This is a genomic window from Micromonospora sp. NPDC050187 (assembly GCF_044459745.1).
Classification (GTDB): domain Bacteria; phylum Actinomycetota; class Actinomycetes; order Mycobacteriales; family Micromonosporaceae; genus Micromonospora.
Map to the genome: position 1 here is coordinate 188,535 of NZ_JBITJH010000009.1, position 14,071 is coordinate 202,605.

Annotated in this window: 16 protein-coding genes; 4 read left to right on the forward strand and 12 right to left on the reverse strand. The window is 74.0% G+C overall.

All coding sequences use genetic code 11. The features are described from left to right. Nucleotides 1-43 precede the first annotated feature (43 nt). Nucleotides 44-994 (forward strand): terpene synthase, encoded by a 951-nt coding sequence (locus ACIBJE_RS16820; protein ID WP_396749047.1) that lies wholly within the window; start codon nt 44-46, stop codon nt 992-994. Nucleotides 995-1,123: 129 nt separating this feature from the next. Beyond that, nucleotides 1,124-2,950, forward strand: a complete 1,827-nt coding sequence (locus ACIBJE_RS16825; protein ID WP_396749049.1) for an AMP-dependent synthetase/ligase — start codon at nt 1,124-1,126, stop codon at nt 2,948-2,950. Nucleotides 2,951-3,089: 139 nt separating this feature from the next. Here ACIBJE_RS16825 and ACIBJE_RS16830 read toward each other — a convergent pair whose 3' ends face one another. After that, nucleotides 3,090-4,544, reverse strand: a complete 1,455-nt coding sequence (locus ACIBJE_RS16830; RefSeq protein WP_396749052.1) for a PLP-dependent aminotransferase family protein — start codon at nt 4,542-4,544, stop codon at nt 3,090-3,092. A 60-nt stretch (nt 4,545-4,604) separates the two neighbouring features. Here ACIBJE_RS16830 and ACIBJE_RS16835 point away from each other — a divergent pair, with 60 nt between their 5' ends. Further along, a complete protein-coding gene (locus ACIBJE_RS16835) occupies nt 4,605-5,249 on the forward strand; it encodes a YitT family protein (protein WP_396749055.1) in 645 nt (214 codons plus the stop codon). A 67-nt stretch (nt 5,250-5,316) separates the two neighbouring features. Further along, nucleotides 5,317-5,787, forward strand: a complete 471-nt coding sequence (locus ACIBJE_RS16840; RefSeq protein WP_396749058.1) for a hypothetical protein — start codon at nt 5,317-5,319, stop codon at nt 5,785-5,787. A gap of 172 nt (nt 5,788-5,959) precedes the next feature. On the opposite strand, the gene hisF is transcribed toward ACIBJE_RS16840, so the two are convergent. The 11 genes from hisF to hisD all read right to left on the reverse strand — a co-directional run bounded on the left by hisF (nt 5,960) and on the right by hisD (nt 14,011). Beyond that, on the reverse strand, nt 5,960-6,766 hold the full coding sequence (gene hisF / locus ACIBJE_RS16845; protein ID WP_396749061.1) for an imidazole glycerol phosphate synthase subunit HisF: 807 nt from the start codon (nt 6,764-6,766) through the stop codon (nt 5,960-5,962). A gap of 238 nt (nt 6,767-7,004) precedes the next feature. Beyond that, nucleotides 7,005-8,003, reverse strand: a complete 999-nt coding sequence (locus ACIBJE_RS16850) for an NADP-dependent oxidoreductase (protein WP_396749064.1) — start codon at nt 8,001-8,003, stop codon at nt 7,005-7,007. Then, a complete protein-coding gene (locus ACIBJE_RS16855; RefSeq protein WP_396749067.1) occupies nt 8,000-8,425 on the reverse strand; it encodes an organic hydroperoxide resistance protein in 426 nt (141 codons plus the stop codon). Before ACIBJE_RS16855 ends, ACIBJE_RS16850 begins: the two co-directional genes overlap by 4 nt. A 5-nt stretch (nt 8,426-8,430) precedes the next feature. Further along, the gene (locus ACIBJE_RS16860; RefSeq protein WP_396749069.1) at nt 8,431-8,877 is read right to left on the reverse strand and encodes a MarR family winged helix-turn-helix transcriptional regulator; all 447 of its coding nucleotides are present in this window, start codon (nt 8,875-8,877) and stop codon (nt 8,431-8,433) included. 87 nt (nt 8,878-8,964) lie between these two features. Next, the gene (gene priA, locus ACIBJE_RS16865) at nt 8,965-9,690 is read right to left on the reverse strand and encodes a bifunctional 1-(5-phosphoribosyl)-5-((5-phosphoribosylamino)methylideneamino)imidazole-4-carboxamide isomerase/phosphoribosylanthranilate isomerase PriA (RefSeq protein ID WP_396749071.1); all 726 of its coding nucleotides are present in this window, start codon (nt 9,688-9,690) and stop codon (nt 8,965-8,967) included. Between the two features lie 15 nt (nt 9,691-9,705). Further along, the gene (locus ACIBJE_RS16870; RefSeq protein WP_396749073.1) at nt 9,706-10,032 is read right to left on the reverse strand and encodes a hypothetical protein; all 327 of its coding nucleotides are present in this window, start codon (nt 10,030-10,032) and stop codon (nt 9,706-9,708) included. A 58-nt stretch (nt 10,033-10,090) separates the two neighbouring features. Then, a complete protein-coding gene (gene hisH / locus ACIBJE_RS16875) occupies nt 10,091-10,711 on the reverse strand; it encodes an imidazole glycerol phosphate synthase subunit HisH (protein WP_396749075.1) in 621 nt (206 codons plus the stop codon). Beyond that, complete coding sequence (locus ACIBJE_RS16880; RefSeq protein WP_396749274.1) at nt 10,708-10,914, reverse strand: hypothetical protein; 207 nt, start codon at nt 10,912-10,914, stop codon at nt 10,708-10,710. The genes hisH and ACIBJE_RS16880 overlap by 4 nt, the downstream gene beginning before the upstream one ends. Further along, nucleotides 10,904-11,515, reverse strand: a complete 612-nt coding sequence (gene hisB / locus ACIBJE_RS16885; RefSeq protein WP_088982917.1) for an imidazoleglycerol-phosphate dehydratase HisB — start codon at nt 11,513-11,515, stop codon at nt 10,904-10,906. The genes ACIBJE_RS16880 and hisB overlap by 11 nt, the downstream gene beginning before the upstream one ends. Before the next feature lie 46 nt (nt 11,516-11,561). After that, a complete protein-coding gene (locus ACIBJE_RS16890) occupies nt 11,562-12,671 on the reverse strand; it encodes a histidinol-phosphate transaminase (protein ID WP_396749264.1) in 1,110 nt (369 codons plus the stop codon). Nucleotides 12,672-12,685: 14 nt separating this feature from the next. Next, a complete protein-coding gene (gene hisD, locus ACIBJE_RS16895) occupies nt 12,686-14,011 on the reverse strand; it encodes a histidinol dehydrogenase (RefSeq protein WP_396749078.1) in 1,326 nt (441 codons plus the stop codon). Nucleotides 14,012-14,071: the final 60 nt, after the last annotated feature.

Below are 14,071 nucleotides of genomic sequence, written 5' to 3' on the forward strand. Positions count from 1 at the left end.
TTTGTCGGTCCGCCCCGCCCGGGACGGTGTGGCAGGGGGTGGCATGCGGAGTTTCGCGCTTTCTACGCTACGGGAACCACCGTTCCCGGGCCGGTGCCACCCGGCGGTCGCGCAGGTCGCCGCAGACAGCGCCGACTGGGCGGAACGGCTCGGCCTGACCGGGTCCGCCGAGAGTCGACGACGGCTGGCCGGGGCCGCTGCCGCCGAACTGGCCGGTCGGGCCTGCCCGGAGGCGTCGGTGGAGCGGCTCCGCCTGCTGACCGATCTGATCACCTGGCTCTTCGCGGTGGACGACGCCTGCGACGAGGACGGGCTGGGCGAAACGCCGACCCGGTTGGCCCCCACCGTGGCGGGCCTGCTCGACGTCCTCGACCTGCGCGGCGACTCGGCGCCGTCGGCGCTGATCGGCACCGCCGGCCCGCGCGGGGCCGCGCTGCACGACCTGTGCCGGCGGGTCCGCGCGCACGCCCGCCCGGCTGTGCTGCTCACCTTCACCGGTCAACTGCGGGAGTACCTCCTGGCGCTGCTCTGGGAGGCGGCCAACCGGGAGCACCAGCGGGTGCCCGGCGTCGCCGAGTACGTGCAGATGCGCCGGCACACCGGCGCGGTCCACCCGAGCTTCACCCTCACCGACCTGGCGTACGACGGACCGCCGCCGGACGAACGGACCGACCCGGCCCTGGCCGCCCTGGAGACCCTCGCCGCGGACCTGGTGTGCTGGTGCAACGACGTCTTCTCCTACGGCAAGGAGTACCGCCTGACCGGCGACGGGCACAATTTGGTCGCCGCCATCGCCGGGGAGGAGAAGGGCCCCGAGCAGGCCGCCCTGCTGGCGGCGGCGGACCTGTTCAACCGGACGCTCGCGACGTACACGGAGCGGGAGACCGCGCTGCTGCGCACGGCCGACCCGGCCACCCACCGGTTCGTGGCGGCCCGGCGGGGCTGGATCAGGGCCACCTGGGACTGGTCGCTCAACGCCGCCCGGTACAACTGATCGCCCCGGGACACGGCGGCGCCGGGGGGCCGGGGCTAGCCGATGACCCGGTGTACGCAATACCCTTCGGTAACCGCAGACCCAGCGTGACCACGATCACGTCACCACCCCCTGAAGGCGGCTGCAGCGATGGCTCTCGATGTACCGTACCGTTCGATCCCGGACATGTTCCTCAAGCGTGTGGCGGCCACCCCGGACCGCCCCGCCTTCGCCCACCCCGCCCCCGACGACTCGGGACCGGTCTGGCTGACCTGGGAACAGGTGGGGCACCGGGCCAAGGCGGTCGCTGCCGGCCTGCACGGTCTCGGCATCGGGCTGGAGGACCGGGTGGCGATCCTGGCCAACACCCGGCTGGAGTGGGTCGTCGCCGACCTCGGCGTGATGTGCGCGGGCGGGGCGACCACCACGGTCTACCCGACCACCGAGCCGGAGGACACCTGCTACATCGTCGCCGACTCCGGCTCGCGGGTGCTCTTCGCCGAGAACCCCACCCAGGCCGCCAAGGTCGCCGGGGCGGACCTGCCGGCGCTGACCCACGTGGTCCTCTTCGACGGCACCGCCGACCCGGACGCGGCCGTCCCCCAGCTCACCCTCGCCGAACTGGAGGAGCGGGGAGCGCGGGCGCTGGCCGCCGAGCCGGGCCTGGTCGACGGGATCGTCGAGCGACTCGGACCGGACCACCTGGCCACGCTGATCTACACCTCGGGCACCACCGGCCGACCCAAGGGCGTCGAGCTGCTGCACGGCGGCTGGTGCTGGGAGGGCGTGGCGCAGGCCGACGTCGGGCTGCTGCGCAGCGACGACCTCCAGTACCTCTGGCTCCCGCTGTCCCACTCGTTCGGCAAGACCCTGCTCTGCGGGGCGACCCACGTCGGCCTGCCGACCTACGTCGACGGCCGGGTGGACAAGCTGGTCGACATGCTCTCCGTGGTCCGCCCGACGCTGATGTGCGGCGCGCCCCGGGTCTTCGAGAAGGTCTACAACAAGTCGGTCACCACCGCGCGCGACGCCGGCGGCGTGAAGGCGAAGATCTTCGCCTGGGCGGTCCGGGTCGGCAAGGAGAAGGTCGCCCTGGAGCAGGCGGGCAAGCCGGTCCCGGGCGGGCTCCGGTTGCGCCACCGGCTGGCCGAGAAGCTGGTCTTCAGCAAGATCCAGGATCGGCTCGGCGGCCGGATCCGGGTGCTGGTGTCCGGTTCCGCGCCGCTGAGCCCGGACATCGCCACCTTCTTCGCCGCGGCGAACCTGCCGATCTCCGAGGGGTACGGGCTGACCGAGAGCAGCGCCGGCAACTTCGTGAACCGGCCGGACGGGCTGCGGATCGGCACCGTCGGCCAGGCCATGGGCGACCTGGAGTGCCGGATCGACACCGACGGGGAGATCCTGCTCCGGGGCCGGCCGGTGATGCGCGGCTACCACAACCTGCCCGAGGAGACCGCCGCCGCGTTTACCGAGGACGGCTTCTTCCGCACCGGTGACATCGGCACCCTCGACGCCGACGGCTACCTGAAGATCACCGACCGGAAGAAGGACCTGGTCAAGACCTCCGGCGGCAAGTACGTCGCGCCGTCGCTCATCGAGGGCATGTTCAAGGCGATCTGCCCGTACACCTCGCAGGCGATCGTGATCGGCCAGGCCCGCAACTTCTGCACGATGCTGGTCACCCTCGACCCGGACGCGATCAAGGGCTGGGCCGCGGGCGGTCCGCTGGAGGGCCGCGACTACACCGCGATCGTCACCTCGCCGCAGGCGAAGGAGATGGTCGAGGGATACGTCGCGGAGCTGAACAGCAAGCTCAACCGCTGGGAGACCATCAAGAAGGTCACCATCCTGCCGCGCGACCTGACCATCGAGGACGGCGAGATCACCCCGTCGCTGAAGATCAAGCGGCGCGGGGTGGAGACCAACTTCGCCACCGAGATCGAGAAGATGTACGACGGCGCGCTCGCCGAGATCTGACCCACCCGGCCCCTGGGACGGCCCCACCTCGTGGGGCCGTCCCAGGGGCCGGTCCGTGTTCTGCCGGGTTCGGCGGTGGGGTCAGCGTTCTGCCGGGTTCGGCGGTGGGGTCAGCGTTCTGCCGGGTTCGGCGGTGGGGTCAGGCGATGACGGAGGGCTCGCGCCACTGCGGTCGGCCGGCCCGGTCCAGGTCGTACCGGACCGCGGCGATCCGGTGCACCGCGTCGACCAGGTCGGCGGCGGGCAGGGTGAACGGCAGCCGCAGGAAGCGCTCCAGCGTGCCGTCCAGCCCGAACCGGGGGCCGGGCGCGAGGCGTACGCCGACCTCCTCGGCGGCCCGGGCGAGGGCGCTGGAGACCGGCCCGTCCAGCTCCGCCCAGAGGGTCACCCCACCACGCGGCACGGCGACCCGCCACTGGGGCAACCGCTCGGCCAGCGCGGCCAGCAGCGCGTCCCGCTGGCGGGCCAGCTGCGTTCGGCGGGCGGTCACGATCGTCGACGCCTCGGCGAGCAGGTGGACCGCGACGAGCTGGTCCAGCACCGGGCTGGACATGTCCACCCCGATCCGGGCGGCGGCGAGCCGCTGCACCTGCGGGGCGGAGGCACGGACCCAGCCGATGCGCAGGCCACCCCAGTACGGTTTGCTCATCCCCCCGATGGTGATCACCCGCGAGTGCCGGTCGAAGGTGGCGGTGGGCGGGGGCAGGGGCGTGCCGTCCAGCGGCAGGTCGACGAAGGACTCGTCGACCACCAGGTCGGTGCCGGCCGCGTGGGCCGCCCCGACCACCCGCTCGCGCAGCTCGGCCGGCATGAGATGGCCGGTCGGATTCTGGAAGTCGGGGATCAGGTAGGCCAGCCGGGGCCGGGACTGACGGATGCTGCCGAGCAGCAGCTCCGCGTCCCAGCCGGCGTCGACCGCGAGCCCGTGGGTGGCGATCCGGGCCCGTCGCGCGGCGAGGGCGGCCAGCGCGTTGGGATAGGTCGGCGACTCCACGAGCACGCTGCTGGCCGGGGCGAGCGCCAGCCGCAGCACCAGGTCCAGCGCGTGCTGGGTGCCGTTGGTGACCATGATCTGCTCGGGGCTGGTGGGCAGGCCGCGCTCGGCGTACGACCGGGCGATCGCCTCCCGCAGCTCGATGATCCCGGTCGGGTGGTAGCCGGCGCTGCCCAGGTAGCGCGGCAGGTCCTCGGTGGCGGCCCGGGTAGCCGGGATCAGCTCCGGCGGGGCGGCCAGCGCGGCGATGCCGAGGTCGATCATGTCCAGGTCGTCCTGCGGCGTCCACAGGCCGGAGCTGGCCACCCGGTGGCCACCGGGGAGCATGGTCCAGCTCCCCGCCCCGCGCCGACTGGTCAGGTGCCCACTCTCGCGCAACTCGCGGTAGGCGGCGGTGACCGTGGTCCGGCTGATCCGCAGCGCCTCGGCGAGTTCCCGCTCGGCCGGTAGGCGTACCCCCAGCGGCAGCCGGCCGTCGGCGAGCAGGCCGCGAACGGCGGCGGCGAGAGCGGCGTAGTCCGGAGAGCGGCGACGGCCCGGCAGGGCATGCCACTGGCCGAGCAGACGGGCCAGTTGCCCCCCGCGCACCTGGCTGGTCATGGCCACTCCCTCCCGATTGGCTCTCTCACAACCCCGATATTGGCCCTTAGGTTGGCATGCATGGCCCTGACTGGCAACCTCCGTGACCGCCTGCCTCGACGCCTGGTCCAGCTCTACGCCGGACTGGCGCTCTACGGCGTCAGCATGGCGTTCATGATCGAGTCGAGCCTCGGCCTGGACCCGTGGAACGTCCTCCACCAGGGCGTGGCCCGGCGTACCGGGCTCTCCTTCGGCACCGTCACCATCCTCGCCGGAATCCTGGTGCTGCTGCTCTGGGTGCCGCTGCGGCAACGTCCCGGCCTCGGCACGGTGAGCAACGTCCTCGTCGTCGGCCTGGTGATCGACGCCGGCCTCGCGCTGCTGCCCGACGTACGCCCGATCGCCGCCCGGGGGGCGCTGCTCGTCGCCGGTGTCCTGCTCAACGGCCTGGCCACCGCGCTCTACCTCGGCGCGCGGTTCGGCCCCGGGCCGCGCGACGGGCTGATGACCGGGTACGTCGCCCGCCACCCGGGCCGGTCGGTCCGCCTGGTCCGGACGGTCATCGAGGTGACCGTGCTCGCGCTGGGCTGGCTGCTGGGCGGCACGGTCGGGGTCGGGACGGTCGCCTACGCGCTGGGTATCGGCCCGCTGACCCAGGCGTTCCTGCCACTGGTCACCGTCGCCCCGGCCGACTCGCCGGTGCGACCGTTGGCCGAACCGGTCTGAGCTGGGCGTCCCGCGAGCGCGGAAGCGGATGTTTTACTCCGGGCCACTCAGCCGGCATCATTTCCCCATGGGGGCTGAGGGATGGCGTTGGTCGGACGCCTGGATCTTCGTGGCACTGGTGATCGCCAGCGGCGCCGGACGGCACCGCCGGGCCCCGTCGAGTCGACGGCCGGAGGGGGTCCGCCTCACCGACGTGCTCTCCACCGCCGACCACCTCAACCAGGCGATTCCGCAGCGGCACGAGGTGGAGACGGCGGTGCGTCGCCTGGCCGGCGCGGGACTGGTGAGCGTCACCGACGGCTGGTTCCGGATCACGCCCGAGGGTGAGCAGCTCTGGCGCACCCGGCCGCCGGCCGGACTCTCCACCGCCGTCGACACGGTACAGACCGCGCTGAGCCGGCGACACGCGCCGGGGCACGCCGACTGGGTGCTGCCGGAGGAGGAGCACGCCGCCGCGGTCCACGAGTACGTCAAGCGGTCGATTCCGACCCCGCGCCGCTCGCCGGAGGGCGGCGGTCCGGACCGCGACCGGAGCTGACCGGCAGGTCGGGCGGGATCCGCGCCATCGAGTGACCCGACAGCCGGTGGCGCCCGACGGACCCGAGACGTGTCCGCGCTGACCGCCGACGCCGAGAGGACTCCCCGGCCCGGCGGCCCGGCCGCACAGCAGACTGACGTTCTGCCGTGCGCCCGCCCCCGGTGGCTGGGCGTCAGGCCTCGGCGGGCACCACGGCCGGCGCGGCCACGGGCAGTCGGACCGGGTGCCCGGCGGTGTGCAGGGCGTCCTTCACGTCGCCGATGCTCAGCTCGCCGAAGTGGAAGACGCTGGCCGCGAGCACCGCGTCGGCACCCGCCGCCACGGCCGGCGGAAAGTGGGCCACCGCCCCGGCCCCGCCGGAGGCGATCACCGGTACGTCGACGACCGCCCGCACCTCACGGATCAGCTCCAGGTCGAAGCCGGCCTTCGTGCCGTCGGCGTCCATCGAGTTGAGCAGGATCTCGCCCGCGCCAAGCCCGGCCACCCGGTGCGCCCACTCCACCGCGTCCAGGCCGGTGCCACGCCGGCCGCCGTGGGTGGTCACCTCGAATCCGCTGCCGGTGGTGCCGGCCGGTGCCCGCCGCACGTCGAGGGAGAGCACGAGCACCTGCCGGCCGAACCGCTCGGCGATCTCGGCGATCAGCTCGGGGCGGGCGATGGCGGCGGTGTTCACGCCGACCTTGTCCGCGCCCGCCCGGAGCAGCACGTCCACGTCGGTGACCCGGCGGACGCCCCCGCCGACGGTGAGCGGGATGAAGACCGACTCGGCGGTCCGGCGGACCACGTCGAGCATGGTGCCCCGGTCGTCGGAGGAGGCGGTCACGTCGAGGAAGGTGAGCTCGTCCGCGCCGGCCCGGTCGTACGCCGCGGCCAGCTCGACCGGGTCGCCGGCGTCCCGCAGGTCGACGAAGTTGACGCCCTTGACCACGCGTCCGGCGTCCACGTCCAGACAGGGAATGACCCGTACCGCCACCGTCATGTCGCGAGCCTACCGCCCGCTCGGGCACCCGCCCGCCGACGTCCAGCGGCCCGGACCGCACGCCACCCCGGCAACGACTCGCTCAGCACCACGACGCCGCCGCCCGGGTGCCTGCGGGCGCCCTGCTGCTGGCGCCCCGAGGTGCCTGCAGGGGTCCCCTGCTACGCAAAAAGCGGTAACAAGGGTCCCCTGCTACCACCTCACCCCACCCCACCCATCGCAGGCGAGGTGGCGGAGTTCACAGGCGGACGAGCATCTTGCCGAGGTTCTCGCCGCGCAGCAGACCGAGGAAGGCGGCCGGGGCGTTCTCGATGCCGTCGACCACGGTCTCGTCCTGGTGCAGCCGGCCCTCGCGCAGCCAGCCGGACGCCTCCCGCACGAACTGCTCGCGCAGGTGGCCGTACGAGTTGACGAGGAAGCCGCGCAGGGTGAGCTGCTTGCCGATCACCAGGGCCAGGTTGCGCGGGGCGGCCGGCGGCTCGGTGGCGTTGTACTGGGCGATCATGCCGCAGATCGCTGCCCGGCCGTGCGGGCGCAGCGCGGCGATCGCCGCCTCCAGATGGTCGCCGCCGACGTTGTCGAAGTACACGTCGATCCCGTCCGGCGCGGCGGCGCGGAGCTGGTCGCGTACCGGGCCGTCGTGATAGTCGAAGGCGGCGTCGAAGCCGAGCGTGCGCAGGCGCTCGACCTTGGCGGGTGAGCCGGCGCTGCCGATCACCCGCGCCGCGCCCCGCAGCTTCGCGATCTGCCCGACCAGGCTGCCCACCGCACCGGCGGCGGCGGAGACGAAGACCGTCTCGCCCTCGCGCATGCCGGCGACCTCCAGCAGGCCGGCGTACGCGGTCAGACCCGTCATCCCGAGCACGCTCAGGTACGCGTTGACCGGCGCGAGCGTCGGGTCGACCTTGCGGGCGGAGCCGGCGTCGAGCCGGGCGTACTCCCGCCAGCCGAGGCCGTGCAGCACCACGTCACCGGGGGCGAAGCCCTCGGCCCGGCTCTGCACCACCTCGCCGACCGCGCCTCCGTCGAGCGGGGCGTCGAGCCGGAACGGCGGGACGTAGGACTTCACGTCGTTCATCCGCCCGCGCATGTACGGGTCGACCGACATGACCAGGTTGCGCACCACGAGCTGACCGTCACCGGCGGTCGGGACGGGCGCGGCGACCAGGCGGAAGTTCTCCGGGGTGGGCCAGCCGTCGGGCCGGGACGCGAGGTGGATCTCCCGGTTGGTCGTCATGCGGCGTCCCGCACGGTCAGGGTGGTCTCGATGTTGCCCCGGGTGGCGTTGGAGTACGGGCACACCTGGTGGGCCTGGGCGACGAGTTCCTCGGCGGCGGTACGCGGCACCGACGGCAGGTCGACCACCAGGGCGACGGTGAGGGTGAATCCGCCGTCGCCGTTCGGGCCGATGCCGACCTCGGCGTCCACGACCGAGCCGCTGACGTCGGCCCGGGCCTTCCGGGCGACCAGGCGCAGCGCCGAGTGGAAGCAGGCGGCGTACCCGGCCGCGAAGAGCTGCTCGGGGTTGGCCGCGCCGCCGGCGCCACCCATCTCCTTGGGGACGGCCAGGTCGAGGTCGACCGTGCCGTCGGAGGTGCGGACGTGGCCGTCGCGGCCGTCGCCGGTGGCGTGCGCGGCGGCGGTGTAGAGCACCTGCATGGTGGTCAGTCTCCCTTGTGTCGGTGGATGGTCTCGGTCACCCGGGTGAGGGTGTCGCGGAGCGCGACCAGCTCGTCGAGGGTGAGACCGGTGGACGCGGCGACCCGGTGCGGCACGTCGCAGGCCGGCTCCCGCAGCGCGCGGCCGGCGTCGGTCAGCTCGACCTCCACCCGCCGTTCGTCGCGGGCCGCCCGACGGCGGACCACCAGCCCGGCCCCCTCCAGCCGTTTGAGCAGCGGGGAGAGGGTGCCGGAGTCGAGTCGCAGGGCGGTGCCGAGTTCGGAGACGGTCGGGGCGGCGTCGCCGCGTTCCCAGAGCACCAGCAGCACCAGGTACTGCGGGTAGGTCAGCCCCAGCCCGTCGAGGATCGGCCGGTAGACGTCGGTGACCGCCCGGGAGGCGGCGTAGAGCGCGAAGCACACCTGTCGGCGCAGGGTCAGGTCGTCGTCCACCCGGAAAAGGTAGCCCGCAATTCGATTGCGCACAACCGAATCGGGCGGCGAGTACCCGGCCCGGCACGCGCCGGGCCGGGTGCCGGGTCAGGCGTCGGCGAGCACCCGCAGCGCCTCGGCCACCGTGAACGCGCCGGCGTACAGCGCCTTGCCGGCGATGACCCCCTCCACCCCGACCGGTTCCAGGGTGGCCAGGGCCCGCAGGTCGTCCAGGGTGGAGACGCCGCCGGAGGCGATCACCGGGGCGTCGGTACGGGCGCAGACCTCGCGCAGCAGGTCCAGGTTCGGCCCGCGCATGGTGCCGTCCTTGGTGATGTCGGTCACCACGTACCGGGACGCCCCGGCCTTGTCCAGCCGCTCCAGCACCTCGTAGAGGTCACCGCCGTCGCGGGTCCAGCCCCGGGCGGCGAGGGTACGACCGCGCACGTCCAGCCCGATCGCCACCCGGTCGCCGTAATCGCCGCAGATCCGGTCGCACCACTCGGGGTCCTCCAGCGCGGCGGTGCCGATGTTCACCCGGGCCGCCCCGGTGGCCAGCGCGGCGCGCAGCGAGGCGTCGTCGCGGATGCCGCCGGAGAGTTCCACCTTGACGTCCAGCCGACGCACCACCTCGGCGAGGAGCCCGGCGTTCGACCCCCGGCCGAAGGCCGCGTCGAGGTCCACCAGGTGGATCCACTCCGCGCCGTCGTGCTGCCAGGCCAGCGCCGCCTCCAGCGGGTCGCCGTAGGTGGTCTCGCTACCGGCGGCGCCCTGCACGAGACGGACGGCCTGCCCGTCGGCGACGTCCACGGCGGGCAGCAGGGTCAGACTCAACGTGTTCTCCTCGGATCAGGTACGACGGTCCAGGGCGATCACCACGATCGCCGGGAGTACGAGCAGGAGCAGCACCATCAGCAGCACCCGCAGCGCGGGATCCGGCACCAGCGTCCAGATCGACGCCAGCACGGCCAGGGTCAGCACCACGATGCCGGCGCGCTCGGCCCGGCTCCGACGGGCCAGGAGACGGCCGGTGTGCCGACGCCGCCAGCCCGGCCGCAGCCCGCGCAGGAGGGCCCGGCGGCGTTCCCGGCGGGCCACCGTCCGGGCCCGGACGGCCTTCTCCCGCTCGCGTTCGGCCTCCCGGACGGCCCGCAGTCGGGCCCGTTCCTTGCTCACCGGCCCGCCCGCCGACCCCGGGTGACGGTGCCGCCCGGTGCGCCGCCACGGCGGCCGGTCACAGCGCGGCCAACCAGTTGCGCAGCAGCAGGGCGCCGGTGTCGGCCGACTTCTCCGGATGGAACTGGGCGGCCGAGAGCGGGCCCCGTTCCACGGCGGCGACGAAGTCCTGCCCGTGGCGCGCGGTGGTCACCACGGCCCCGGCGGCGGTCAGCGCGGCCACGTCGGCGACGGCGTACGAGTGGACGAAGTAGAACCGTCCCCCCTCGGGCAGCCCGGCGAACAGCGTCGAGCCGGCCGGCGGCCGCAGCGTGTTCCAGCCCATGTGCGGCAGCCGCGTGGCGGCCAGCCGGGTCACCCCGCCCGGCAGCAGGCCCAGCCCCCTGGTCACCACCCCGTGCTCCTCGCCATGGGAGAAGAGCACCTGCATGCCGACGCAGATGCCGAGCACCGGCCGCCCGGCGGCGACCCGGTCGGCGATCACCGGGCCGGCGCCGAGCGCCTCGATCCCGGCCATACAGGCGGCGAAGGCCCCTACCCCCGGCACCACCAGCCCGTCCGCGGCGGCCGCGGCGGCCAGGTCGTCGGTGACCGTCACGTCGGCACCGGCCCGTTGCAACGCCCGCTCGGCGGACCGCAGGTTGCCCGACCCGTAGTCGAGCACCACGACGCGGCTCACGACGTCACCTCCGGGATCAGCCAGAGCACGCCCCCGGCGGTGGCGAGCAGCGCGAGCAGGGCGGTCACCACGACCACGCCCCGGGAGGCGCCCTGCCGGTGCAGGGAGACCGCCCCGCCGACCAGGAGGCCGGCGAGGATCAACAGCAGCGAGGGCAGCACCGCGCCCATCAGCGGCGCCCCGTCCCGGAGGTCACAGCGCACCCTTGGTGCTCGGCACCACGCCGGCCGAGCGAGGATCGATCGCGGTGGCCTCGCGCAACGCCCGGGAGACCGCCTTGAACTGCGCCTCCACCACGTGGTGCGCGTCCGGGTGGCCGCCGGGACGGGCCGCCCGGAGCACGTCCACGTGCAGGGTGATCCGGGCGGCCTGCCCGAACGACTCCCAGATGTGCCGGGTCATGCTGGTCGGGTAGACCGGCCCGATGTACGGGGTGAGCAGCGGCTCGTCGTGCACCACGTACGGCCGGCCGGAGAGGTCGACCGCGGCGCGGACCAGCACCTCGTCCATCGGAACGGTCGCCGAACCGTACCGCCGGATGCCGGCCTTGTCCCCCAGCGCCTGGTCGAACGCGCTGCCCAGGGCGAGCGCGGTGTCCTCCATGGTGTGGTGGGCGTCGATCTCCAGGTCGCCGACCGTCCGGACGGTGAGGTCGAAGCCGCCGTGCCGGGCGATCTGGTGCAGCATGTGGTCGTAGAAGCCGACGCCGGTGCTGATCTCCGCCGCGCCGGTGCCGTCGAGGTCGATCTCGACGAGCACCCTGGTCTCCTTGGTGGTCCGCTCCACCCGGGCGGTCCGGCTCATGCGGGATTACCTTTCGTTCGCGACTGCGGGGCTCGCAACACTGTCCTCACCGGACGTCCTCCATCGCGGCCAGGAAGGCGTCGGTCTCGGCCGGGGTCCCGGCGGTGACCCGCAGCCAGCCGGCCAGGCCGACGTCGCGCACCAGCACCCCCCGGTCGAGCAACGCCCGCCACGCCACGGACTGGTCCCCGCCGACCTCGAACAGCACGAAGTTCGCGTCGCTGTCGGCGACCCGCAGCCCCCGATCGCGCAGCGTCGCGACGATCCGGTCCCGCTGGGCCATGATCGCCGCCACGGTGCCGAGCAGGGCGTCCCGGTGGGCCAGCGCCGCGCGGGCGGCGGCCTGGGTCAGCGCGGAGAGATGATACGGCAGCCGCACCAACTGCACCGCCGCCACCACGGCCGGGTCGGCGGCCAGGTAGCCGAGGCGTCCGCCGGCGAACCCGAACGCCTTGCTCATCGTCCGGGTCACCACCAGGCGCGGGTGGCCGGGGAGCACGGCGAGCGCGCTGACCGTGCCCGGTCGGGCGAACTCGGCGTACGCCTCGTCGACCACCACCATGCCGGACGCGACGTCCAGGACGGCGGACACCACCTCCGGGTCGAGCGCGGTGCCGGTCGGGTTGTTCGGCGAGCAGAGGAAGACCACGTCCGGGCGGTGCTCGCGGACCTGGGCCACCGCGTCGTCCACGGTCAGCCCGAAGTCCGCGCCGCGCCGGGCCGGCTGCCACGCGGTGCCGGTGCCCAGCGCCAGCAGCGGGTGCATGGAGTACGCGGGGGTGAAGCCCAGCGCCAGCCGCCCCGGGCCGCCGAAGGCCTGGAGCAGTTGCTGCTGGATCTCGTTGGAGCCGTTGGCCGCCCAGACCCCGTCGACGGTGAGCCCGTGCCCCAGGTAGCCGGCCAGGTCGGCGCGGAGCGCCACCGCGTCCCGGTCCGGGTAGCGGTTGAGGTCACGCAACTCGGCGGTGAGGGCCTTGCCGATCGCCTCGACCACCGGCTCCGGCACCGGGTAGGAGTTCTCGTTGGTGTTCAGCCGCACCGCCACGTCGAGCTGCGGCGCGCCGTACGGGCGCAGGCCGCGCAGGTCGTCGCGGATCGGCAGGTCGTCCAGGCTGACCGGGGTCGGCGCGGCGGCCGGCGCGGTGCCGACCGGCAGGTCGTCGGGGGCGGTCACGACAGGGCCTCCCCGGGGAAGCGGGCCCGCACCGCCTGGCCGTGCGCGGGCAGGTCCTCCACGGTCGCCAGGGTGACCACGTGCCCGGCCACCTCGCGCAGCGCCTCCTCGGTGTACTCCACCAGGTGGATACCGCGCAGGAAGGACTGCACGGACAAGCCGGAGGAGTGCCGGGCACAGCCACCGGTGGGCAGCACGTGGTTGGAGCCGGCGCAGTAGTCGCCGAGCGACACCGGCGACCAGGCGCCGACGAAGACCGCCCCGGCGTTGCGCACCCGCAACGCCCACTCGCGGGCGTCGGCGGTCTGGATCTCCAGGTGCTCGGCGGCGTACGCGTCGACCACCCGCAGCCCGGCTTCGAGGTCGTCGACGAGGACGATTCCGCTCTGCTCACCGGTCAGCGCGGTGGTGACCCGCTCGACGTGCTTGGTGGCGGCCACCTGGCGGGTCAGCTCGCGGTCCACGGCGTCGGCCAGCGCCACCGAACAGGTGACCAGGACGCTCGCCGCCAGCGGGTCGTGCTCGGCCTGACTGACCAGGTCGGCGGCGACGTGCGTCGGGTCGGCGGTGTCGTCGGCGAGGATGGCGATCTCGGTCGGGCCGGCCTCGGCGTCGATGCCGACCACCCCGCGCAGCAACCGCTTCGCGGCGGTGACCCAGATGTTGCCCGGCCCGGTGATCATGTCGACCGGCGCGCAGCGGGTCGCCCCGTCGGCGTCGGTGGTCGACCCGTACGCCAGCATCGCCACCGCCTGGGCGCCGCCGACGGCGTACACCTCGTCGACGCCGAGCAGCGCGCAGGCGGCCAGCACCCGCGCGTCGGGCAGGCCGCCGTTGTCCTGCTGCGGCGGGCTCGCCACGACCAGCGAGCGGACCCCGGCGGCCTGGGCCGGGACCACGTTCATCACCACGGTGGACGGGTACATCGCCAGGCCGCCGGGGACGTAGAGACCGACCCGGTCGACCGGCACCCAGCGTTCGGTGACCGTACCGCCGGGCACCACCCGGGTGACGTGGTCGGTGCGTCGCTGGTCGTCGTGGACCCGCCGGGCCCGAGCGATCGACTCCAGCAGCGCGGCGCGCACGGCCGGGTCGAGCGTCCCCTCGGCGGCGGCGATGGCCTCGGCCGGCACCCGCAGCCGATCCGGGGCCACCCCGTCGAAGCGTTCACTCGCCTCCCGGATCGCCGGGTAACCATGCTCCCGCACCGCCTCGACGAGCGGGCGGATCCGCTCGACCGCCACGGAGACGTCGAGTCGGGCACGGGGCAGCAGGCGGCGCGGGTCGGTGTCGCTCCCCCGCAGGTCGATCCGATTCAGCACACCTGCGAGTCTAGGCGGCCGTGCGCGGGACGCCGGTGAGGCGTCCGAACGCCGGGACGG